The organism is Bacillus sp. 196mf (genome assembly GCF_003217275.1).
GTDB classification, from domain to species: domain Bacteria; phylum Bacillota; class Bacilli; order Bacillales; family Bacillaceae_G; genus Bacillus_A; species Bacillus_A thuringiensis_S.
Genome location: NZ_QJTG01000007.1, coordinates 139,148 through 160,932 on the forward strand (window position 1 = coordinate 139,148; position 21,785 = coordinate 160,932).

Genomic DNA, 21,785 nt, shown 5'->3' on the forward strand with positions numbered 1-21,785 from the left:
AGGCGTTTTTTATGGAATGGAAACTAGATAGTGACAGTAAAATCCCTATTTATCAGCAAGTTGTTGACTTTATTGAAAAACGTATTACATATGGAGAACTTCCTCCAGGAAGCTTCCTCCCTTCAGAACGGAAATTAGCTACGCAGTTAAATGTAAACAGAAGTACAGTAACGACTGCTTATAATGAACTACGTGCTATGGGAATTGTAGAGAGTACGACTGGTAAAGGAACACGAGTGAGTACACATATGTGGGGTGTTTCTCCAACATTAACGCCGAACTGGAGAAATTTCGTTGAAGGTGGTACTTTTTTACCAAACTTACCACTACTTCGCCATATTCGGGCAGAAGTACAACAAAATGAAAATATTATTGATTTTGCAAACGGAGAGCTCGGTTGTAATCTTTATCCCCACGATCAACTACAAGCGATTTTACGTGAACAACCGTTAACGCATTCATTAAGTTACGATCATCCGCAAGGCTATCTCCCGCTAAGACAAGCGGTCGTAAAATATATGAAGGAATATTTAAAAGTTGAGGCGACTGAACAATCCATTATGATTACATCTGGCGCACAGCAAGCACTTCACCTTATCGTGCAATGTTTATTAAATCCAGGTGATGCTGTTGCTTTCGAAAGTCCTTCACACTGTTATTCCTTGCCGTTATTCCAATCAGCAGGTATTCGTATTTTCCCGTTACCTGTCGATGAACATGGTATTAATCCAAATGATGTACAGGAGTTATATAGAAAACACCGTATTAAAATGATCTTTTTAAATCCAAACTTCCAAAATCCTACGGGGACGATGCTTCATCCAAACCGTAGAAAAAAACTATTATCACTTTGCGCAGATTTACGAATTGCAATCGTTGAAGATGATCCCTCTAGTTTGCTGACGCTAGAAAAGAAACAACCTTGTCCTACTTTGAAATCAATAGATGAAAACGGAACTGTCATTTATGTACATTCTTTATCAAAAATGATTGCGCCAGGATTACGAGTCGGTTGGCTTGTCGCCCCACAGTCTGTCGTAGAGCGATTGTCAGACGCACGGCACCAAATGGAATTAGGAATGAGTATTTTCCCGCAGTGGCTTATGCAGCAATTTTTCGAAACCGTACCATTTCAGTCTCATATCGTACCGTTACGAAAACAATTAGCAGAAAAAAGAGACGTTATCGTTCGTGCCCTAAACGAGCAACTTCATGATAAAATCTCTTTTTCAAACCCTACTGGTGGTATATACATTTGGGGGAAATTAAAAGAACCTATAAACGAAAAACAACTCATTATGCAAAGTTTAAAACAAGAAATTGCTTTTATGCCAGGTAGTATTTTCGGTGCGAAAGATGGTTATATACGTTTATCTTATGGAAAAGTGGATATTGATCAAATTGCGGAAGGTATTTCTCGTTTACGCCAGGCTATTTTGGTATGTGAAAATAACTTTAAATAAAGCTTTCTCGTTTGACAAAACCTAAATCTACCATTATTATCAACTCGAACCTATTTATAGGAGTGATAAAATGAAGATTTACGTTGATGCAGATGCTTGTCCTGTAAAAGATGTGATTATTTTTGAGGCTACGAATGTGGAAATTCCTGTTACCCTCGTTACTAGTTTTTCACATTATTCTAATGCAGAGCAGCCAAAAGGTGTCGAAACAATTTATGTTGATTCTGGAGCAGATGCTGCAGATTACCGAATTATGCAGTTAGCAAAAAAAGAAGATTTAATCGTAACACAAGATTACGGTCTTGCTTCGCTCGCTTTAGCAAAAGGCTGTATCGTTCTACACCATAAAGGCTATAAGTATACGAATGATAACATTGAACAATTGTTACAAACACGATATTTAAGTGCAATGGTTCGAAAAAGTGGTAAACGTACAAAGGGACCGAAACCATTTACAGCAGAAGATAAAGAGAAATTTAGAGCACTCTTTAAAAGTATGATCTCACTTTAAAAATGAATCGTCTATTTGCTAGGAAAACTTCGCAAAACAAAGAAGAGAATATCGTAATGTACATTCTCTTCTTGAGGTTTACCCGTTTAAAATGAAGGTAAATTATCTAAGTTATTTTCTTTTATTCCATCCGGTTCACTACGTATAATATCTCTGCCATACTTATGAAATACGTCCACATGAGCTAACTTCCCTGATTTTGCTTCATTAAGAGCAGTCATATAATCTAACTCTCTCCCGCTACTTGTTTTAAACGCTATTAAATCTCCATCATCATTTTTACGAACGGCAACAATTTGTTCTGCTCCTGAAGTAACTTCCTGAGCTATTTCAAATTGAGCTTGCTCTTCTCCTTGATGTAAATAATCATTATACACTTTTTCAAAGTCTTTTTTGTCCATAAAACTCACCTCCAACACATTTTATTAGTATGGTTGGGAGGTAGTGGTTTTATGTACTTTTCTCTTAGAAAAACGTATTTTTAATACCTACGCAACCCTTTCAAAGTCTCCAATATATCATCTGTAAAGGATGTGCTACCCTCTGTCTCTAAAACTCTAAAATATAAACTTCTTAAGAAAGCTCTAATATTTTGTACTAAAATAGCATGCTGCGGATGTCGGATGTCTTCAACAGTTGCTATACTATGTAACCAATTGCTCCACTCTTCTTCAGTTAAAAGCTTTTGGTTATGTAACGACATAATTGGCTTTACTAATCTCTCATCCTCAAAGTGTACATATACGTAATCACTCAATCGAACCTTCTGACGAACAGCCGCAAGAATCGCATATGAAAACTCACGATTTTGAATTGTACGTGCTAACGCATCGAGCGCATCTGCTGCATGTGCAGTAGAGTGTGCCCAGCCTTTTCCTTCTACGTAGCCCCTTACATCTTCTTCTAAATATACATATTCCAACACTTGTTCTGCCACACTGTACAATTGTTCTTCCGATAACAACGGTTCTCTTTCATGAACAGATAAAATAAGTGGTGGAATTAATACGGAGAATGCACGTTTAAATACAGAGTCTGTTCCCTTTTCACCAATTTTATAAAATAAATAATCAGGACTAATTGCTTGTAACATTAATCCTCTTAACTCTTTTTGTCTAAATACATCATTTGTAATCCATTTGTGAAGCGTACTATATATCAAATCATCACGCAGTTCAGCATCAGGTGATCCGATATAATCTAGCATCCACTGCGCATATGGATATGCATCTACGTCTTTTGGTACAGCATAATTGTTATTTTTAATTTGTAGTAGTTCTTCTTTTAGTTCTAGTACTTCATTCATTATATTTCTTGTCCCCTTTTTGCGTTTTTTAACATATTTTCGCCTTATCCCCTGTAATTGCCTATCCTTATATGAACTTGATTCAATTATATATAATTTATCCTAATAAATAAAAGGAAATACATTAAAATATCGCAGTCTATCACTTTGTTTACATGCCTTTCATGTAAGTTTAAGTTATAAAATAAAGTTTGTTTTTTCTTTTGTATTCAAACATAGTTACAATCCAAGGTTGTATCATTTTAGAACTTGTTTAATAAATTCTGTTTTAGCTTTTGTGTATGCTTCTCTATCTTGTTTAAATTTTTTAGCTAAATCTTGTTTAAGATTTGAATACTCATAAACTAATTGTGGATTTTCTCGTAAGTGGTTGCGAAATAAAAGTTGTTGCTCCCATCGCTCAGTTCCTTTAACCATCAAATGCAGGTGAGCTACACGCCTATTATTCTTAACTTTCACAAAGAACCTTCTCCAAGGTCTTTCATCTAATTCTGGGCTTACATAATGCCAATTATATATGGCCAATGTAGCTGAAATATCTAGTACTCTTTCAAATGAGTCTATTTCAGCCATTAGATCAATGATAGGTTTTGCAGGTAAATCAGGTATGGATGTACTTCCTATATGTATTACTTTGCTTATACCGAGAGGAGCAAGCAGTTCATATAGTTGCTGTTCTTCACATCGGCCTTTATCTTGCCAATCAGGATTTGCACTAACTATCTCTACTGACTCATTCGCCCATACAGGCCAATCGTTCGGATTCTCTTTTTTATCCATCTAATATCTCCCCTGTAATTAGTCTACATAACATAATTATAAACAACAAATATTGATTTATATTTCTCCTTATTTCCCCTTAAATCCTCGATACAGTGCAGTCCGTAATTCTTGTTTGTATTCTGCAATTTCTGGCATTTCGAGTTCTTCTGCTAGTCTGATAGCTAATTCAATATCATACGGTACTCGTACGAGTTGGATAGAAAAACTTGCTGCTTCTTTTTCATTGTAAGTCCCTTCAAATATTAAATAGGAAGCTTGTGTTATTTCAAGTGGGTTTCCTACGCTACCAGCATTACATAACGTTTTCCCTCTGAAATTTTGAACGAACGCTTGGTGAACATCACCGTAACAAACGACATCTGGTTTTCTTTCCCCTTCTATATTTTCAGTCAAATCACTATTTTCGAACATACTAATACGCTCTTCTCTTGAAGCGTGTGGTTGAATTCTTTCATACAAACTTCTCGGTGAAGCGTGGAACATACGAATGAGTTTTCCACTCATATAAAACTCGATTGAAAATGGTAAGCTTCTTAAATAGTCATTTTGTTCTTCTGATAATTGTTTTTGATGCCATTTTAATGCTTCAAATTCAGTCGGCTTTGTAATAAAATCATCCCAGTTTCCCATTACGACTACTTCACATTCTTTACGAATGATTTCAATTGCTTCACTGGAATGAGGTCCTTTTCCTACTAAATCTCCAAGACAAATAATGCGCTCGATTCCTCTTAATTTAATATCATTCAACACGGATTCTAATGCTTGAATATTACCGTGAATATCTGAAATTACTGCTATTTTATCCATATAAATTACTCCTTTATTTATTAAATTCGCTTGATTGATACCATTTTGGAATATAGGATGAAAAATCATTATGATCTTCTAAAATTCCATTTAATCTTTCCTTCATATCATCTAATAAATATGGTGTGCTTCGGTTTGTCCATACGATATCAGCCGGGAATATCATTGCTGCATATAATGAGTACAGTTTCAAAAAATGTAGATCAGGTTCTCCTCCGCAATAACCGTGAACTTGTCCAACCGCAAATGGTTTGCTTATATTCGTTGTAAATAGTGCTACTTTATAAAAATCATGAATAGGATCACCAATATCGAATCTAGCAAAATCAATGACAGCCCGAAACTCATTTTGGTCAATCATTATATTAGCCGGATGAAAATCGTCATGTAAAAATACGATGGGACGATTTTTTAATAAATCTTTATGATTTCCTACAAAATCTATCACTGTATTTAAACGAAAAAAGTCTACTTCATATTCTTTCAACGCTTCTAAGTATCTCTCATATTTACTCCATATAGACATTTCCCATGAATTACTTTTATCTTCTTTTTCAACTAAATGAATCTTTTTTAGTACTTCTCCAGCCTTTTTTCCAGCCCTATACTGCTCTTCTGTAGACAACGTTCTTAATATATCTTCACCATCTAATCCATCAATCCATTCAAAAACTTGTACACATTTATTGAATTTAGTAAGACTAATAAAATGAATTAATTTTGGCATAGGAATATGTAAAGAATCTAGCTGCTGCATATATTCATATTCTTCCTGCTTCCGTTCAAAATATGATGAATCGCATACTTTAATAAAATACGAGGCCCCACTCTCTAATTCAATTTTATATTTCTCATCGAATGAAAAGCCTTTTGAAATAACAGTCGCTTTTAACATACGAGGCCATTCTAGTATTCTCTCTATCTCTCTGAGGATTTCTTCCACAACATTCACCTCTATTAATATATGTACAAACTACCTAGCACTTCATGCTCTCTTTTATTTCCACCTGTAAACTCTACTGCAAATGGATTTTCACCATTCTTATTCAAATGTTCTAGTACTAGCCCTTCTCCAATCGGTTCACAAAACTGCACATGAATATCTCCAAATACTACACTTTGACACTCAGCATTCCAGTTTTCATTTTTCACAACTGAGCTTGTAGATAGTCCCATTACTTCTTTCCATTTCCGCACTGTTTCTCGAACGTTTTTCACTGCGTAATGAATCGTTTCAATTTGTTGTACTTTGTTTTTATGTTCAGTAATCGTCCCACTGTTACGTAAATCGTTTCTTCTTTCTTCATCCGTTTCATTCCACTGTATAAAGAAAGGTAATTTCGGTCCGTTCTCTTCTTGCTTAACAAATAACATTTTCCATTCTAAAAGCCGGCCATCTTTTCTCATGCGTTTCCCTTCAAATGGCCCTATCGTATGTAAGCCGTGCTTCTTAAAGTTAACTGCTAGCTCCTCAATTGCATCTGTTCGGATTGCGATTTGTAGCATTCCTTCTCCATTTTGTAGTTTCACCACTGTTTCTTGTACTAATGGGTTTTCTGCTTCTTTCGCTTTTTCTTCATGTTGAACTGCCAAAAATTCTATGTATGATAAGTCAAAATAACTTAAACTATTCCAAGTACCCCAGTTCGTATGCTCTCCGCCTAATACAGTATGAAATCCAAGTTCCTGCATTTGTTTTGCCGCTTCCTCCGGTGTACCATGAACTGTGTGAACGAGATGATCAAATCGTAACATGTCTTTCTCCCCTTTCTCTCCATCCTTTTATTGTATATTTTATTTTTCTTTCATTCAATTCAAAAACTTTAAAACCTAGTTGATTTATACGATTAATATGTATTATAATGAAACAAATTTAATTATTGCTGATTGGAAAAACCAAAGGCACTTTTCTCATACGGGAAAAGTGTCTTTTTCATTTATTATTACAGGGGGATTATTTATGCAAAAATTAATTGTCTTTGCTATTATTGGATTTTTCGCTCAATTGATCGATGGAGCACTTGGAATGGCGTATGGGGTAACGTCTACTTCACTATTATTAATGTTTGGTATTGCACCGGCTGTAGCTTCCGCATCGGTTCATTTAGCTGAAGTCGTTACAACTGCAGCTTCTGGCGCAGCTCATATCAAATTTGGAAACGTTGATAAATATACAGTTTCCAGGCTTACATTACCTGGGGCAATCGGCGCATTTGTTGGGGCATGTTTTTTAAGTAATTTGCCTGGCGATGTAATCAAACCGTACATTTCCGTATTTTTATTTACTTTAGGGGTTTATATTTTATTACGATTCATCATTCAAAAACAAATTGTCACTTCAAATAAGCGTATGTCTGCAAAACAACTTGTGCCGCTTGGTTTATTCGCTGGATTCGTTGATTCAACTGGTGGCGGTGGTTGGGGGCCGATTACGACGCCTGTTCTTCTAGCAAGAGGAAATGAAGCTAGAAAAGTTATTGGATCTGTAGATACGAGTGAATTTCCTGTTTCACTCGCTGCAACAATTGGCTTCTTCATCTCACTTGGCTGGGAACAAGTAAGCTGGGTTTGGGTATTTGCCTTAATGCTTGGCGGTATTGTCGCAGCTCCAATTGCTGCATGGTTAGTTCGTATCGTTCCAGCACATTTACTTGGGGTATTAGTTGGCGGTCTTATTATCTTTACGAATATACGTACACTGCTTACTACATTTAAAGTGGATCCAACTATTATTTCACTTTCTTACGTTGCAGTTGGTCTTGTCGTTATTATTTCTATTTTCATTGCTGTTCGAAATCATTCCAATCGTCCTAACGCATCAACGGCTGAGTATCCAAATGATCAGAAGCAAATGCTACCATAACTATAAGAAATACCGCCCAATTTAGAGCGGTATTTTTTATTTTTCTATTTTCCAATTAATCATCGTTTCTGTAGCATTTACTCTCTTCATATGTAACTTTTCTAAAACACGAATCGAACTATAATTATCTAGAAGTGTCTCTGCAATTATTGTTTCTACCTCTCCTGTTTTGAAAGCCCAATCGATTAGTTCTCTTACAGCTTCTGTTGCATAGCCCTTATTCCAATATTTCTCAATAAATCCATAGCCAATTTCCACTGTTTGATTCTCGTTTGGTTTCCCTTTAAACCCAATATCACCTATAACGCTATCATCTTCTTTCCGAAGAACATACCACGCGCCCCATGGTAATATAGCTGCATCTTGTTTTACATTCTTTACATGCCCTACAATATGCGGACCGCTATTGTATCCTTGCTCGTTAGCAATTTGAATTCTCTCTTCTGTACACGGCACTATATAGAGCCTTTCTGTTTCTAATTTCATATTGATTTCCCCTTTTCAATTAAACAATACCCCAATTTTACTAAAAAATAAAAAGAATATTCATCCTATTCGTTAAATTTATACTTATTCTTTGAAACGAATTTAAGGAATAATCCTCTTTTGATAGTTATGTCGAATTATATTTTTCTGAATTTTCTTTTAATTTAGAGGATTTTTCAATATTTTTTGCGAAACATTTGTATAACAATTTTTTCTTTGCTTATTGCTACATAATAGTAGGTTCGGGTGGAGTTTTGCAAGCGTTTCCTATACAATAACCGATATTTTTTGACTTTTCCTAACAAAATATCTTGCAATATATTCAGAAAGTCATTACAATTGCCATATATTAAAAATCTTAGCAATATATAAATCCTCATCAATCCGATGAGGTAGAGGTTGCGACTTTTAATAGTAAAACGGACGAGACACAGAGAATGTCAGCTGACTCCGTTTGAAAGGAAAAGTTGCCGAAGTTTATATTTCTTCTCTGGAAATATGAGCTGGGGCTGTCTCCGAAAGGAACAGAACTGTCACGTTTACAAAATTACCGTGTAAACGTGGGGTGCTATCTTAACGGAAGGGTATGATGGGGTGGTTATTTGTGAAACGTTCCGCCAAATTCCTTTGGCGGTTTTTTGTATTTTTCTCCCCCGCTCCTTCCTAACCTACAAGAAAAGGAGTGTTGAACATGAATAGCGCAACAAATCAATCTACCTCTAAAACGCAAACTACACAAGGACAAGGTGAATTAAAACGCGGATTAAAATCTCGTCACCTTACGATGATTTCTCTCGGTGGTACAATTGGTACCGGACTATTTCTTGCCAGCGGTGGTGTCATCCATACAGCTGGACCTGGTGGCGCATTAATTGCATACGCCGCAATTGGAATTATGGTTTATTTTTTAATGACAAGCTTAGCTGAACTTGCAGCTTACATGCCTGTTACTGGATCTTTTAGCACGTATGCAACAAAATTTGTTGATCCATCACTTGGCTTTGCACTTGGATGGAACTATTGGTATAACTGGGCAATTACGATTGCTGCTGAACTTGCAGCCGTAACATTAATTATGAAATTTTGGTTCCCAGATACCCCTTCTCTTATTTGGAGCGGATTATGTTTAGCTATTATTTTCCTTTTAAACTATTTATCTGTTAAAGGGTTTGGTGAATCTGAATATTGGTTCGCACTTATTAAAGTAGTTACGATTATTATCTTTTTAATTGTTGGTTTCATGATGATTTTTGGAATTATGGGCGGTGAAACGGTTGGATTTAAAAACTTCACTGTTGCAGATGCACCATTTAACGGCGGTATCATGGCAATTATCGGTGTGTTTATGGCAGCTGGTTTCTCATTCCAAGGAACTGAACTATTAGGAGTAGCTGCTGGTGAAACGTCTGATCCAGAACGTAATATCCCAAAAGCAATTCGTTCAATCTTTTGGCGTATTCTTTTATTCTATATCCTTGCGATTCTCGTTATCGGTTTATTAATTCCTTATACAACTGAAAGCCTTGCTGCAAGTGATGTTACAGTAAGTCCGTTTACACTTATTTTTGAAAAAGCGGGCGTTGCCTTTGCTGCTTCTGTTATGAACGCTGTTATTTTAACTGCTGTACTATCTGCTGGTAACTCTGGTATGTATGCATCAACTCGTATGCTTTGGGATTTAGCTCGCCAAGGAAAAGCACCAAAGTTTCTTGGTAAATTAGATAGCCGCGGTGTACCTGTTAACGCGTTAATCGTAACGTCAATTGTTGGGAGTATTGCTTTCATTGCTTCTTTATTCGGTGATGGTGTTGTATACATTTGGTTATTAAACGCATCCGGAATGTCTGGTTTTATCGCATGGGTTGGAATTGCAATTAGTCATTACCGTTTCCGTAAAGCATATATCGCACAAGGAAAAGATTTAAATGATTTACCATATAGAGCAAAATGGTTCCCATTCGGTCCAATCTTCGCATTTACACTTTGTATCATCGTAATTTTAGGACAAAACTACGGCGCATTTATGGGTGAAGCAATTGATTGGAACGGTGTACTCGTTTCTTACATCGGTTTACCACTCTTCTTAGTACTATGGTTAGGTTATAAATTTACGAAAAAAACAAAAGTGATTCCACTTGATAAATGTGAACTAAAATAAAGTGAAACGAGCAAACAAATTTGTTTGCTCGTTTTTTGTTGCAAACCTCTTTACTTCCCTATTGCTCCTGTTTTTGCAATAATAAAGGAAATATAAATAAAGGTTGGGATACAATGAACATTCGCATTACTGATGAAGCGAAAGCAGCTATACATAGATTAGAACTTGAAGATAAAAAGATCGTTCGCATTAGAGGAACAATGACGAACTCTTGTAGTATTTTCGTTGATGTCGATTTAATTTGGGATACATATAACGCAGATGATGTTGTATATGAAGATGCAGAGCTTATCGTACAAATGGATTCATTCACGAAAGACTACACTGGTGATACGGTGAAACTTGATTATAAGACGACAGGTTTTAGTATTACGACTCCGAGTGAGACTTTGGTTTATGGATTGTCGATTAAAAAATAAAAATTGTTTTCATTTGACCACCGAGGTGAAAAAATGGGTAAATATATTCCGTTAAAATTTTTATTTAATGAAGAATTAGCAGAAAAAATAGCTGATTCTATTTGTAAACACGATCCTTGTTTCTCTAAAAGCATCTTTGTAGATTCTGTAGCTTGTAAAGTTGAAAATTTAGAGTTAAAACAGCGTATTGAAGTAATTGCAGATGAATTACACAATGCTTTACAAAAAGATTTTAATGCCGCAATACATATATTACTGAAAACATTAGGACCAGAAAACACAACAGAAGTAGGCACATTTACAAATGGATATATGTACATGCCTGTTGCAAAATACGTTGAAAAATATGGGCTTAACGATTTTAAAATCTCGTTTAATGCAATGTATGAAATAACGAAAAGGAATACTGCTGAATATGCCATTCGGCCCTTTCTTGAAACATACCATGAAGATACACTAAACATATTACAACAGTGGATTCATGATGAAAACAGCCACATTAGGAGATTAGTTTCTGAAGGTACAAGACCAAGGCTTCCTTGGGCTAAAAAAATAGGAGCTCTAAAAGGTGATTTTAAGTACAATTTACAACTTCTTGAACCATTAATGAATGACCCTTCTAAATATGTTCAAAAATCTGTAGCCAATCATATTAACGATATTACGAAAGAAGATAAAGAACTCGTTTTTCAGTGGTTACAGCAATTACGTGATAAACAGCATCCTATTAATCCTTGGATTATAAAACATGGGTTAAGAACATTTATTAAAAATGGTACTTTACCAAAAGATTTTTGTTTTTGAGTATATTAAACAAAAACGCTATCTTTTCCTATGATTCTAGAAAAAGAATAGCGTTTTTTTACTCGTCCAGTATTTAGTAAGTATAACTTTTTATATTTCAAAAGACTTTTCTCTCTAAAAATATTTTTCATACAAATTTTCACATTCTAAAAAATCTATAAATTTCTTATAATGTGTCACTGTTCTTTCTAAAGCAATCATTAAAACAAAAATAAAATAAATTGCTTGGATTCCATTCATATAATTAAAGAGTGATTCAAATATATATACAATACTTGCAATCATAGAACAAAACCATAAATAAAACTTCATTTTCAGCTTTTTAATTTTTTGCTTAGTTGTCTTACAATACTGGCCATGAACTCTTATAAACAAATAAATTGCTGTATGTAAAATAATAATTGAAAATTGAAAACTTCGATTGTCCTCCGAACTAAATTCAGAAAAATCTATTTCTAATGAATGTAATACTATCCAAATAGAAAATAAAGATAGCAGAAATACATATAAAAAACCAATTAATAATTCAAAAATAAAGAGCCAAGGTTTATTTATGATTGAGTAAAATGGATTTAGATATTTTATGGTTAATAAAAATTTTCTCACTAAATCAGTAATAATAATTGATGTATTAGTTATATTCATATAGAAAAGTAATGTTATTGGAACTAATAACATTATAGTGATGCCCCAAACAGTAATCTTAATGCCTGATAAAAAGAAAACAGCTCCATAAATTATAACTGAAAAAATAAAAGTTGATACTGGAACAAACATTAAAAATGTAAAAGTTCTTATTAAGATTAAATCCCCTAAAAAATCTTTTATTATGGAAACGTGTATTTTTTCCTCCTTGTATTTTTTCACAGTATCAACTATTTCTTTCTCAGATAAAAGAAAACACTTCAATCTATTAAACATAAAAAAACCCCTTTATATTAAAAAGATTAAAATATATACCAAACTGTTATTAAAATTTCATAAAAATAATTGTAAATTTTGTATAAGCATTTTTTTCACTTTCAACTGTAATTAAGGCGTGATGTGCCTCTATAATAGCTTTGACAAGTGCCAATCCAATTCCGGTCGATCCGTGCTTTTTAGAACTACTTGATTTATAGAATCGTTCAAAAATATGAGGTAATTCTTCAGCTGAAATTCCCTCTCCAAAGTCTTGGATTACTAGTTCTGTATAGATTGGAGAATTTTTGGCCTGAATCATTATTTTACCACCGGGTTTAGAATGTTCGATTGCATTCTTCAACAGGTTTAACAAAGCTTCCTGCATCCATAATTTGTCATGCATAACGACTATTTCTCTTGGGGCATTCCAATCAATCAAAATATTTTTATCACTTATCATGCTTTGCAAGCGATTTAGTACTTCCTCAGTCGTATCTACTAAATTCCCTGGCTCTTTATCAAACGAAATCGCTTTTGCATCAATTTTTGCTACTTTTAACAAATTCTGAATTAAGACATTCATTCTAGAAATCTGAATATCATTATTTTGTAGTAATTGAGCTTGTTGCTCTCGGGATAGTTTCTCATTTAACAACATTTCATTATAGATAGAAATAGTTGAAAGCGGCGTTTTTAACTGATGAGATATATCCTGCAACATTTCTCCTAAAAACCGTTTCTCTTCAAGCAAATCATGCATATTTTTTCTAATGATATCCCTCATTGAACGAAATGAAATCGCCAGTTTCGCAAAATCCCCCTCTTTATTTTCATTGATGACAACCGAGTAATCTCCCTCGATTATCTTTTTTGCAGCTCTAGTAAGCTGGCTAATCTTATTGAAAATAATTTTTTGTTGCATGTAGTTTGCAACAAAAAGTAAAAATCCAAAAGCAATCAATCCCCACATCATAAATTGATTGTGATTAATAATTAGATTATTTAAGTGAGGAAAAAATTTTGAATCCAAGTCTTCATATAATCCATATTGCTTTAGGATCTCTGTCCCTTTTTCCTGATATTTACTTGAGTGAGACGAATGACTTGATAAGACTTTCATAATTTCCGCTTCATTTTCTGGATTCTGCTCTACCAACCTAGCTGTAATTTCCCCCCATGTTGCAATAGAGTCTCTTTTCAAATGATCATAAAATAATTGTTGAATAATAAATTGGTAAATCACAAATATAGATAAAAGGACGGCTAGTATCGTCATATAGCTTTTTAACTCGGTATTTTTCATTATCTTGCTCACCCAATCACGTCCTTGCTCCAACGATAACCATATCCTCTTTCGGTAACGATAAACTGTGGTTTTTGAGGATTGTCTTCAACTTTAGCTCTTAAACGCTTTATGTATACAGATAACGTGTTTTCATCAAAAAAAACATTTTCTCCTTCTGTTATTTGTTGTAGGAGTTCATCTCTTTTTAATGCTTTGTGAGAATTCTTCATGAAATTCAATAGCAGCTTGTATTCTAAATTCGTCAATGTAATACTTTCACAATTTTTATAAACCTTGACTAGGTTCGTATCGATTCTTATATTCTCAGATCTTAAAATTTGAGATGGCGTTTCTAGCGACGCTTGTTTACGCAATTGTACTTTCACTCTGGCCATGAGTTCCCTAACCCGAAAAGGTTTGGTTATATAATCATCACCGCCTATATCCAGCCCCATTACCACATTTGCTTCTTCATCTAGTGCAGTTAAGAAAATAATAATCGAATTCTCGTTTTTCTTTTTAAAATACAAACATAAGTCATAACCATTACCATCTGGTAGGCCGATATCAAGGATGGACAAATCAAATGTATTGTGAACAAACTGGTGTTTAGCTTCTTTTACACTGGACGCTCTAATCACCTCATAACCTTCATTTCTCAATGAAAATTCGATGGCTATGCCAAGAGCTTCATCATCTTCAACTAGTAATATTTTTTTATTCAAGTATGCCCTCTCCTTTTTTTCCCCTAGCTTATACTCCAATTACAATAGCCTGGCTATAATCTAGCCAGGCTTATAATATTATTGTTCTCTAATATTATCAATAATATTATCTTGTTGAATTTTTTTCAATGGATTTAAGACTGATAAATAACTAATTATTAAAGCTGAAACAAACGTAATGATACAAGCCTCATAAGGAATCGTCCATGTCATTTTCAACATATCAGATATAGCTAAATATATAATATAAGACAATATACAGCCAAAAAAGATTCCTTGTAAACTTCCCGAAAAACCGTAAATCAAAGCTTCATAGGTAATCATTTTTTTCAAATCCTTTTGTGACATACCAATGGATTTCAAAGCGGCCAATTCTTTTCGTCTAGTCATGATACTTATAGTTATAGTATTGAGGATATTAACGCTACTAATTAAAGAAATGACTGTAATGAAACCATATGCAAGCACTTGTAAAGTAAGTTTTTCTTCTTTTTTTGTTTTATTTTCTTGATAATTATTTACGATTGTAATGGAATAGCTTTTTCCAATCGTGTTTTCTATTTCCTTTACTGTCGCGGAAGATTGAGTTACATCCTTTAATTTAGTTTCAAAGCTATTCTCCTTTTTTTCGTATACTTTAGATATATTTTCAAGTGATTTCAATTGATGCAAAACTTGTTCACTTTCAGCTAAATGATCTGGATTATTATCCACTATCTTAATTGTAATATCCGATTTAACAGATAACTTATCAAAAGATTTAGATGCAAATGCAACACTCATTAAATACGAGAAAGTAATAAATAACACACTACTTATAATAATTGATAAGATTGTAATGGTATAGCGATTTTTATTTCGCTTAACATTTTTCATAGCCATGCTCAAAGGAATAGATAAAGGTTTTTTCACCATGGAATTCTTTTGTTTTTTGATTTGTTCCTTTTTAATTGACAACCTGCTACTAATTGCCAACAAAGGGGAGATTTTCCCTGCAAAATAAGCTGGGTACAAACTTGACGCTATTACAGAAAGCAAGGTAATAATCGAACTGATTAGTAAAATATTCCAATCAACATGAAATATCGAGACCGCTTTACTATTTTCCATTAAAAGTGAAAAAGTGAACTGCAGAGAGGCAAGTGCTATTAGGCTACATATAATTCCAATTGGTATAGCGATAACAGCCAGAAAAGTAGCTTCTCTCAGAACGATTTGTCTAATTTGCTTTCGTGTTGCACCAATGCTTCTCAACAAGCCAAACTGCCTCGTTCGTTCTACGACACTGATTTGAAAAGCGTTGTAAATCACAACAATTGTCGCTATCACAACAATGCTGATTGTAATAATTAGCGTAGCCATAATCGAATTATTGTAACCTGGTTTCTCTAATTGAATTAATTCATTACTTATATTAATATTATTTTCTCCGGAAATGGTCTTGAATCCCTCTAAAACCTCATTAAAGTTTGCTTTTGAGCTAATTCCAACTAATATTTTTCCTTCACCAGCGCTAAACTTACTCTTATAGGTTAGTAACCGTCCCACCTTATTTTCCTGTGTATATGTACTATCACTTAGAAAACCAACCAATTTGTATTTTTTTTCATTTAATTCGAATGAATCACCTATTTGAATATTTTCTTTTATATAAGGTAATACCCAGGGATCAACAGCAACTTCTTGATCATTAGATGGCAATCTGCCCTTAATAATACTGTATTTTAAAAATTCCAAGGCGTTATCATCAGCAAAATTCATTTGTACAGCAGCCTCTCCAACTTGGACTGTTTCTCCCTGTGACATTAAACCAAATGATTCAATTTGCGGGTTATATTTAATTTTTTTCAATATCGATTCATCGTAATTTAATACAACGGCATGAAAAGAATACCCTTGCCTCTTTTTCGTATTCTCGATTTGAGAAATCTGAGTACCGTTCATAAATAGGCCGATTGTAGAAATTAACGATACAGAGAGTACGATTCCTATCAAAGTTAAAATTGTTCGTTTCTTATTTCCCTTTAAGTATCTCCTGCTTAATTGTTTATAATTACCAATCAAGATTAGTTTCCTCCCGTCTTAGGCTTATTCGTGGATAGCCACTGATCGGAAATGATTTGGCCATCTTCAATTGTAATAATACGGTCAGAAGTTGATGCAATTTTTAAATCGTGAGTAATCAATACAATAGTTTGATTATATTTTTTTGCTGTCAATCTTAATAAATCCATGACTTCTTTTGTATTTTGAGTATCCAGATTTCCTGTAGGTTCATCAGCTAAGATTAAATGTGGGCGATTTATAAGTGCCCTCCCAATCGAAACCCGTTGTTGCTGACCTCCTGATAATTCAGATGGTAAATGATTTCGTCTTTCATGAAGTCCCAGAATTTCAATAATTTCGTCCATATAAGGATTATCTACAGGTTCATTATCTAGTAAAGTGGGCAAAGCTATATTCTCTTGCACATTCAATACAGGAATTAAATTAAAGAACTGAAATATAAAACCAACTTTTCTTCTTCTAAATATCGAAAGTTCATTATCTGAATAATTATAAATATTGTTCTCTCCAATAAATACTTGTCCTGAACTCGGACGGTCCAACCCTCCCAAAATATGTAACAATGTACTTTTACCTGAGCCAGAAGCTCCTACGATTGATACAAATTCCCCTTGCTGTATAGAAAGATTTATGCCCTTCAAAGCATCTACCCTACTATTTCCTTCACCATAACTTTTGACTACATTTTCTATTCTTACGATTTCCATTTATATCACCTTATTTTCATTTTAATTTAGTCTTGTACCTCTACAAAGTTTATTTTATTCTGATTATTCGAAGAGAGCTTATCAATCTGTTGTAAAACTTTGTCTACTTCTTGTTTGTTTTTATAATCAAAATTACGTTTTTGAAATTGAATCAATTTCATTATTGACTCTGATTCAGAAATTGTATTATATTCTTGGTCGTTTAGAATAACAAGGTTCATTGGAACATACCCAATCCAAATTTGCTGTTTAACATACTGAGCAGGTACTATCTTACCGTTCAAATTCAACTGGTTATTTTCAAAATTATCACCCGCATAAGAAAATAATAGATTCTGATCACTAGATACTTTATTTTTATCTTTCACCCTCTCAGAAATAATAGATGCTGAATTTGGATCTTTTCTAGCTCTTAGAAGTCCCTTATTAAATAATTTTACCGCGGTAGAACTATTAATAACTACATATTCTGTAGTGTTGATTTCAAATTCTTCATTTGTATCATTTTGTTTCTTATCTTCTTCTGATAATGGAATCCTTTTTGTTATTGTGACGTACTTTACCTTATAGTCTATTGATTGTTTAGTGTCATTTTTAAACTCTTGTTTAACTTTTTCTACGTCAGTTGCAGTACCACTAACTAGAATCCCATCGACTGGTTGTCCTGGACCTTGCACATAACGTTTTACTCCTAATCCTATTCCTATAAAAATAGCAATAACAACCGTATAACTTATAATTTTTTTCATTAGAATACTCCTTTAGTAAATGATTTATATTTGGATTATAGATGAGTTTTTTTCATAAGTTAATGACTTCTATCTAACTATGTGACTTCTAATCTTACAATTTTGTAAGATTAGTATTCCCCATGCTCAACAAGCTAAATTTATATAATAATAATCTTATACGTTATTATTCTCTTTTTTATTGAAACGGATCGAATCACAGGCAATAACCCGACCTATAATGATTAATGTTACAGATAATAACTTAAGGCCCGTCTTATATATAATCTAAATCTTTAAAATAAACAAAGGATATTACTCCTAATACAGCACCAACTATCCCTAGCATCAAATCCTTATACTTTTGTATAAACATCTTATTCCTCTTTTCGTACAAATAAATTATTCCATATATAACAATACTAAATTATGGAATGTTTCCAAAGAATTAAAACGTTTTTATATTCAGTTTATATGTCTACTTATTTACTTATCCCATAGATAAGTAAATCCAAAGGGATACAAAAACGTCACTTCTTTTATAAACAGTACGACTTTATTGTTACATAATAGTAGTGAGAAATATCACATATCTCATAAAAGGGCTGGGCGGAAATTTAAGTTTACTAAATACCTTTTCTAAAGTTTGAGTGCAACCTTTTTCTGTACACTCCATCCAATCTTTCATCAAACAACTACCTTCTCCCATAATTTTAAAGGATTCCCACTCGATTATCCCGAATATATAAATTACTATTCTCACAAGGAGCGAATTTATATGAATCTATTCGAACACGAAACGTAAAACCGTTCCCCTTTCATAAGAGGTCCTCCTTTTTTCTTTTCTCACCATATCATTTACTTACAAAATAGGAGGATACAATTATGAAACGTGATCCATTATTTTTAACTTTATTAGAAAGTGCTAATACAAATTTTAGCGGTTGGGATTTTTCTTTTATTTCAGAAACGGGTCGAATGAAGAGCGAGCCTTTATCGTGGTCATATGGCAGTACAGCTTTCCAGCTTATGCAGCATGCAGAATCAATGCTCGATATGGGGACTGGCGGCGGAGAGTTTTTATCTATGTTACAACCGTTCCCGTCAACTATTTATGCTACTGAGGGCTACGCTCCAAACGTGCCAATTGCTCGAAAGAAATTAGAGCCTTTGGGGGTTACTGTTGTAGAGGTGAACGATGATACTGCATTGCCATTTCAAGATGGTCAGTTTAATCTAATCCTAAACCAACATGAATCATATGCTGCTTCTGAAGTAAAAAGAATCCTTTCTCCAAATGGAACATTTCTTACACAACAAGTTGGCGGTCTCGATTGCGCGGAACTTAATGACCAATTTGACACACCACTAAATAGTGAATTTGCAAGTTGGTCGCTTGAAGCGGCATGTAATGAACTACAGGAAAACGGATTTACTATCTTTGAAGCAAAAGAAGAATTCCCTTTCCAACGATTTTATGATATTGGCGCTATCGTCTATTATTTAAAAGCAATTCCATGGCAAATTTCTGATTTTACTGTCAAAAGGTATTATGAGGAATTATATCGTATACATGAAATCATCTTACAAAAAGATTATTTTGATGTGAAGCAACATCGATTTATGATTAAGGCGATTCGTGACTAACGGAAAAGAGGTGGCAAAGCCACCTCCTTTTTTGTTCCGTTTACGTATGTTCTCTACTCTTTCACCATAAGAAAAGTTATATCATACATATTACAATTATGACCAATGAATTGTATTTCTGAAACTTATAATCACCTCGCATATATAACGAGAGCAAAAACGTGATTTTTCACTTTCCTCTTCTATTGAGAAATAAGTTGTTTTTCATATCGCTTGTTCGCATCATCTTCTTTCAAACATGCAGTTGTGTAATGAATAATATTCCGGTTATCGTACGTGAATATATGTTTTAACTTATTTTCTTCTGTTAATACTGTCGGTAAGTATTTTGGTAAATTGCTAACTACTCCTCTATTATCACCATCTAATATCCAATCAATTTCTTTCCATTCTAATAAGCCTTCAGCCGTACGTAATGGTGTATTCATTTGCATTCCATCTGGCAAATCAGCAACGAACACATACATTCCTTCACTAGCCTGGGGCTCATCTTTACCTTTAAAACCAACAGTCCCTTTATACGTTACACTTGAAAGTTCTATACCCGTTTCCTCAAACGTTTCTCTAATTATTCCTTCGTATGGCGTTTCATTCTCTTCTATTTTTCCTCCAACACCATTCCACATCCCCATATTCGGCTTTTTATTTCTATGTTAATAGCAGTATTTTATCGCTTTTTCTAATAAAGCAAATTGTGTATTTGTACATACGATCATTTCCTTTCATTTTCCACATGAGTTATTTGGCTTATTTTCAAGTAAAAACACTCGCCTTACAATTCCTTACTACATAATATATAGTACAACTTTCATGCGTAAACACTTTACGTCAAACGAGAGAATCCTTTTTAGAAAGGAGAATTTAAAATCGATACTATAAGCAATGAATTTCTAAAACAATATTACGACAGCCTTGTGTGGTTAAAAGATACACATTGGTTTGGAGTTCCAATCTGTAAACTTCCCTCTGATCTCTTTTTGTATCAAGAAATCATTTATGAATTAAAGCCCGATTTAATTATTGAATGCGGGACTTTTCACGGTGGTAGTGCAATGTATTTAGCTTCTATGTTAGATTTAATTGGAAAAGGTCACGTACTTACTATCGATATAACTCCGCAGCCAAATCGGCCATCACATAATCGGATTACGTATTTAACAGCATCTTCTGTTTCTGTGCAGGCCATCCAAACAATAGTAAGTATGCGCAAACCTGATGATGTGATTTTAGTTATTTTAGATTCTGATCATAGTAAAGAGCATGTTTCCAAAGAACTCTTGCTATATAAATCTATCGTCACTACTGGCAGTTATATAATTGTAGAAGATACCTCCATTAACGGAAATCCGCTTCTTCCCGATTGGGGTCCTGGCCCAATGGAAGCTGTGGAAGAGTTTTTAACTAAAAACAATAACTTCATAATCGACGAGTCTAAACATAAATTTTTCATATCATTTAATCCAAAAGGTTTTTTTAAGAAAATAAAGTGAAACTTTAATAAGTGGGGTTTTGCTCATCCCCCACTTATTCTATCATTTTCATTTTTGAAAAAGGATAATATACGAATTCCACCTTGCCAATTATGTTATCTTCTTCAATATATCCTAAGCCATTTCGACTATCTCTACTTACTTCGCGGTTATCTCCCATTACAAATAACTTATTTGGTGGAATTTTTGTCTTTTGAAAGTTATAAAACACTTGTGTGTTGTTAAATAAATCTTTGTTCGTATATGGTTCTTCTTGCTTTTTATCGTTCACATATACCTTTCCGTTCGTTATGTTAATTACATCACCAGGAAGCCCTATTACACGTTTCACATAATATTTCGATTCATCCTCTTCTTTTATAATGACAATTTCTCCGTGTTGTAAATTAGAAAGACGTACTACCGCTTTATTTACAAATACGTAGTCTTCTTCATATAAAGTCGGCTGCATCGATTCCCCTTCCACCTTACATAAAGTAAAAGAATGGTAGCCTATGACTATCACCAATATAAATAGTATGTACTTTCCCCAGCCTCTCTTAATCTCCTTTTTCATATCCATTCCCACCTTATAAAGCGCTTTTTAACTCAAAAAATATATCACTGCACAATATGTTTCCATGCAGTGAT

Annotated in this window: 22 protein-coding genes, 1 pseudogene and 1 riboswitch; of the genes and pseudogenes, 8 read left to right on the forward strand and 15 right to left on the reverse strand. The window is 33.8% G+C overall.

The window, feature by feature from the left end; translation table 11 throughout:
- The first annotated feature begins 11 nt into the window (after positions 1 to 11).
- Complete coding sequence (gene pdxR / locus ATL10_RS13085; protein WP_069355842.1) at positions 12 to 1,463, forward strand: MocR-like pyridoxine biosynthesis transcription factor PdxR; 1,452 nt, start codon at positions 12 to 14, stop codon at positions 1,461 to 1,463.
- A 70-nt stretch (positions 1,464 to 1,533) separates the two neighbouring features.
- Entirely contained in the window at positions 1,534 to 1,974 is a 441-nt protein-coding gene (locus ATL10_RS13090) for a YaiI/YqxD family protein (protein ID WP_000708772.1), read from the forward strand.
- 86 nt (positions 1,975 to 2,060) lie between these two features.
- On the opposite strand, the gene ATL10_RS13095 is transcribed toward ATL10_RS13090, so the two are convergent.
- The 6 genes from ATL10_RS13095 to ATL10_RS13120 form a co-directional block, all read right to left on the reverse strand.
- The gene (locus ATL10_RS13095) at positions 2,061 to 2,375 is read right to left on the reverse strand and encodes a DUF3892 domain-containing protein (protein WP_000358159.1); all 315 of its coding nucleotides are present in this window, start codon (positions 2,373 to 2,375) and stop codon (positions 2,061 to 2,063) included.
- A gap of 80 nt (positions 2,376 to 2,455) precedes the next feature.
- On the reverse strand, positions 2,456 to 3,280 hold the full coding sequence (locus ATL10_RS13100) for a DUF2785 domain-containing protein (protein WP_075717767.1): 825 nt from the start codon (positions 3,278 to 3,280) through the stop codon (positions 2,456 to 2,458).
- A 237-nt stretch (positions 3,281 to 3,517) separates the two neighbouring features.
- A complete protein-coding gene (locus tag ATL10_RS13105) occupies positions 3,518 to 4,060 on the reverse strand; it encodes a GrpB family protein (RefSeq protein WP_053564111.1) in 543 nt (180 codons plus the stop codon).
- Between the two features lie 69 nt (positions 4,061 to 4,129).
- Positions 4,130 to 4,873 carry a metallophosphoesterase family protein gene (locus ATL10_RS13110; RefSeq protein ID WP_088115492.1) on the reverse strand — a complete coding sequence of 248 codons (744 nt, stop codon included), beginning with the start codon at positions 4,871 to 4,873 and terminating at the stop codon, positions 4,130 to 4,132.
- Between the two features lie 13 nt (positions 4,874 to 4,886).
- Entirely contained in the window at positions 4,887 to 5,816 is a 930-nt protein-coding gene (locus ATL10_RS13115; protein ID WP_110496986.1) for an aminoglycoside phosphotransferase family protein, read from the reverse strand.
- Between the two features lie 14 nt (positions 5,817 to 5,830).
- On the reverse strand, positions 5,831 to 6,628 hold the full coding sequence (locus tag ATL10_RS13120; RefSeq protein ID WP_097923945.1) for a VOC family protein: 798 nt from the start codon (positions 6,626 to 6,628) through the stop codon (positions 5,831 to 5,833).
- 205 nt (positions 6,629 to 6,833) lie between these two features.
- Between ATL10_RS13120 and ATL10_RS13125 the strand changes: the two genes are divergently transcribed.
- Complete coding sequence (locus tag ATL10_RS13125) at positions 6,834 to 7,736, forward strand: sulfite exporter TauE/SafE family protein (protein ID WP_097923947.1); 903 nt, start codon at positions 6,834 to 6,836, stop codon at positions 7,734 to 7,736.
- 36 nt (positions 7,737 to 7,772) lie between these two features.
- Here ATL10_RS13125 and ATL10_RS13130 read toward each other — a convergent pair whose 3' ends face one another.
- Complete coding sequence (locus ATL10_RS13130) at positions 7,773 to 8,222, reverse strand: GNAT family N-acetyltransferase (RefSeq protein WP_025117841.1); 450 nt, start codon at positions 8,220 to 8,222, stop codon at positions 7,773 to 7,775.
- A gap of 385 nt (positions 8,223 to 8,607) precedes the next feature.
- A riboswitch (Lysine riboswitch) is annotated at positions 8,608 to 8,801 on the forward strand.
- A gap of 112 nt (positions 8,802 to 8,913) precedes the next feature.
- On the opposite strand from ATL10_RS13130, the gene ATL10_RS13135 reads away from it, so the two are divergent.
- The 3 genes from ATL10_RS13135 to ATL10_RS13145 all read left to right on the forward strand — a co-directional run bounded on the left by ATL10_RS13135 (position 8,914) and on the right by ATL10_RS13145 (position 11,603).
- A complete protein-coding gene (locus ATL10_RS13135) occupies positions 8,914 to 10,380 on the forward strand; it encodes an amino acid permease (RefSeq protein WP_001083396.1) in 1,467 nt (488 codons plus the stop codon).
- 113 nt (positions 10,381 to 10,493) lie between these two features.
- The gene (locus ATL10_RS13140; protein ID WP_001026167.1) at positions 10,494 to 10,799 is read left to right on the forward strand and encodes an iron-sulfur cluster biosynthesis family protein; all 306 of its coding nucleotides are present in this window, start codon (positions 10,494 to 10,496) and stop codon (positions 10,797 to 10,799) included.
- A gap of 33 nt (positions 10,800 to 10,832) precedes the next feature.
- Positions 10,833 to 11,603: a DNA alkylation repair protein gene (locus ATL10_RS13145; protein ID WP_098284725.1), complete on the forward strand. Its 771-nt coding sequence runs from the start codon at positions 10,833 to 10,835 to the stop codon at positions 11,601 to 11,603.
- A gap of 114 nt (positions 11,604 to 11,717) precedes the next feature.
- On the opposite strand, the gene ATL10_RS13150 is transcribed toward ATL10_RS13145, so the two are convergent.
- The 6 genes from ATL10_RS13150 to ATL10_RS13175 form a co-directional block, all read right to left on the reverse strand.
- A complete protein-coding gene (locus tag ATL10_RS13150; RefSeq protein WP_000483294.1) occupies positions 11,718 to 12,524 on the reverse strand; it encodes a hypothetical protein in 807 nt (268 codons plus the stop codon).
- A 49-nt stretch (positions 12,525 to 12,573) separates the two neighbouring features.
- Positions 12,574 to 13,809: a HAMP domain-containing sensor histidine kinase gene (locus ATL10_RS13155; RefSeq protein ID WP_110496988.1), complete on the reverse strand. Its 1,236-nt coding sequence runs from the start codon at positions 13,807 to 13,809 to the stop codon at positions 12,574 to 12,576.
- Positions 13,810 to 13,817: 8 nt separating this feature from the next.
- Positions 13,818 to 14,516 (reverse strand): response regulator transcription factor, encoded by a 699-nt coding sequence (locus ATL10_RS13160; protein ID WP_001035094.1) that lies wholly within the window; start codon positions 14,514 to 14,516, stop codon positions 13,818 to 13,820.
- Positions 14,517 to 14,594: 78 nt separating this feature from the next.
- Positions 14,595 to 16,580, reverse strand: coding sequence for an ABC transporter permease (locus ATL10_RS13165; protein WP_097822352.1), 1,986 nt, complete (start codon positions 16,578 to 16,580; stop codon positions 14,595 to 14,597).
- Positions 16,581 to 16,582: 2 nt separating this feature from the next.
- Entirely contained in the window at positions 16,583 to 17,290 is a 708-nt protein-coding gene (locus ATL10_RS13170; protein ID WP_000407086.1) for an ABC transporter ATP-binding protein, read from the reverse strand.
- A 26-nt stretch (positions 17,291 to 17,316) separates the two neighbouring features.
- A complete protein-coding gene (locus tag ATL10_RS13175; protein ID WP_110496990.1) occupies positions 17,317 to 18,039 on the reverse strand; it encodes a lipoprotein BA_5634 family protein in 723 nt (240 codons plus the stop codon).
- Between the two features lie 864 nt (positions 18,040 to 18,903).
- Between ATL10_RS13175 and ATL10_RS13180 the strand changes: the two genes are divergently transcribed.
- Positions 18,904 to 19,665, forward strand: a complete 762-nt coding sequence (locus ATL10_RS13180; RefSeq protein ID WP_100910163.1) for a class I SAM-dependent methyltransferase — start codon at positions 18,904 to 18,906, stop codon at positions 19,663 to 19,665.
- A gap of 182 nt (positions 19,666 to 19,847) precedes the next feature.
- On the opposite strand, the pseudogene ATL10_RS13185 reads toward ATL10_RS13180, so the two are convergent.
- Positions 19,848 to 20,373, reverse strand: a pseudogene (locus tag ATL10_RS13185) (NUDIX hydrolase).
- A 158-nt stretch (positions 20,374 to 20,531) separates the two neighbouring features.
- Between ATL10_RS13185 and ATL10_RS13195 the strand changes: the two are divergent.
- A complete protein-coding gene (locus tag ATL10_RS13195; RefSeq protein WP_276567460.1) occupies positions 20,532 to 21,155 on the forward strand; it encodes a cephalosporin hydroxylase family protein in 624 nt (207 codons plus the stop codon).
- Positions 21,156 to 21,189: 34 nt separating this feature from the next.
- Here the strand turns inward: ATL10_RS13195 and lepB are convergent, their stop codons facing one another.
- On the reverse strand, positions 21,190 to 21,711 hold the full coding sequence (gene lepB, locus ATL10_RS13200) for a signal peptidase I (RefSeq protein ID WP_002094069.1): 522 nt from the start codon (positions 21,709 to 21,711) through the stop codon (positions 21,190 to 21,192).
- Positions 21,712 to 21,785 lie beyond the last annotated feature (74 nt).

Coding starts and splice junctions, on each gene's coding strand:
- ATL10_RS13140 (WP_001026167.1), top strand. CDS start 10,494: ATGAACATTCGCATTACTGATGAAGCGAAAGCAGCTATACATAGATTA.
- ATL10_RS13120 (WP_097923945.1), bottom strand. CDS start 6,628: ATGTTACGATTTGATCATCTCGTTCACACAGTTCATGGTACACCGGAG.
- ATL10_RS13155 (WP_110496988.1), bottom strand. CDS start 13,809: ATGAAAAATACCGAGTTAAAAAGCTATATGACGATACTAGCCGTCCTT.
- ATL10_RS13135 (WP_001083396.1), top strand. CDS start 8,914: ATGAATAGCGCAACAAATCAATCTACCTCTAAAACGCAAACTACACAA.
- ATL10_RS13175 (WP_110496990.1), bottom strand. CDS start 18,039: ATGAAAAAAATTATAAGTTATACGGTTGTTATTGCTATTTTTATAGGA.
- lepB (WP_002094069.1), bottom strand. CDS start 21,711: ATGAAAAAGGAGATTAAGAGAGGCTGGGGAAAGTACATACTATTTATA.
- pdxR (WP_069355842.1), top strand. CDS start 12: ATGGAATGGAAACTAGATAGTGACAGTAAAATCCCTATTTATCAGCAA.
- ATL10_RS13145 (WP_098284725.1), top strand. CDS start 10,833: ATGGGTAAATATATTCCGTTAAAATTTTTATTTAATGAAGAATTAGCA.
- ATL10_RS13110 (WP_088115492.1), bottom strand. CDS start 4,873: ATGGATAAAATAGCAGTAATTTCAGATATTCACGGTAATATTCAAGCA.
- ATL10_RS13170 (WP_000407086.1), bottom strand. CDS start 17,290: ATGGAAATCGTAAGAATAGAAAATGTAGTCAAAAGTTATGGTGAAGGA.
- ATL10_RS13150 (WP_000483294.1), bottom strand. CDS start 12,524: ATGTTTAATAGATTGAAGTGTTTTCTTTTATCTGAGAAAGAAATAGTT.
- ATL10_RS13105 (WP_053564111.1), bottom strand. CDS start 4,060: ATGGATAAAAAAGAGAATCCGAACGATTGGCCTGTATGGGCGAATGAG.
- ATL10_RS13090 (WP_000708772.1), top strand. CDS start 1,534: ATGAAGATTTACGTTGATGCAGATGCTTGTCCTGTAAAAGATGTGATT.
- ATL10_RS13125 (WP_097923947.1), top strand. CDS start 6,834: ATGCAAAAATTAATTGTCTTTGCTATTATTGGATTTTTCGCTCAATTG.
- ATL10_RS13095 (WP_000358159.1), bottom strand. CDS start 2,375: ATGGACAAAAAAGACTTTGAAAAAGTGTATAATGATTATTTACATCAA.
- ATL10_RS13180 (WP_100910163.1), top strand. CDS start 18,904: ATGAAACGTGATCCATTATTTTTAACTTTATTAGAAAGTGCTAATACA.
- ATL10_RS13130 (WP_025117841.1), bottom strand. CDS start 8,222: ATGAAATTAGAAACAGAAAGGCTCTATATAGTGCCGTGTACAGAAGAG.
- ATL10_RS13100 (WP_075717767.1), bottom strand. CDS start 3,280: ATGAATGAAGTACTAGAACTAAAAGAAGAACTACTACAAATTAAAAAT.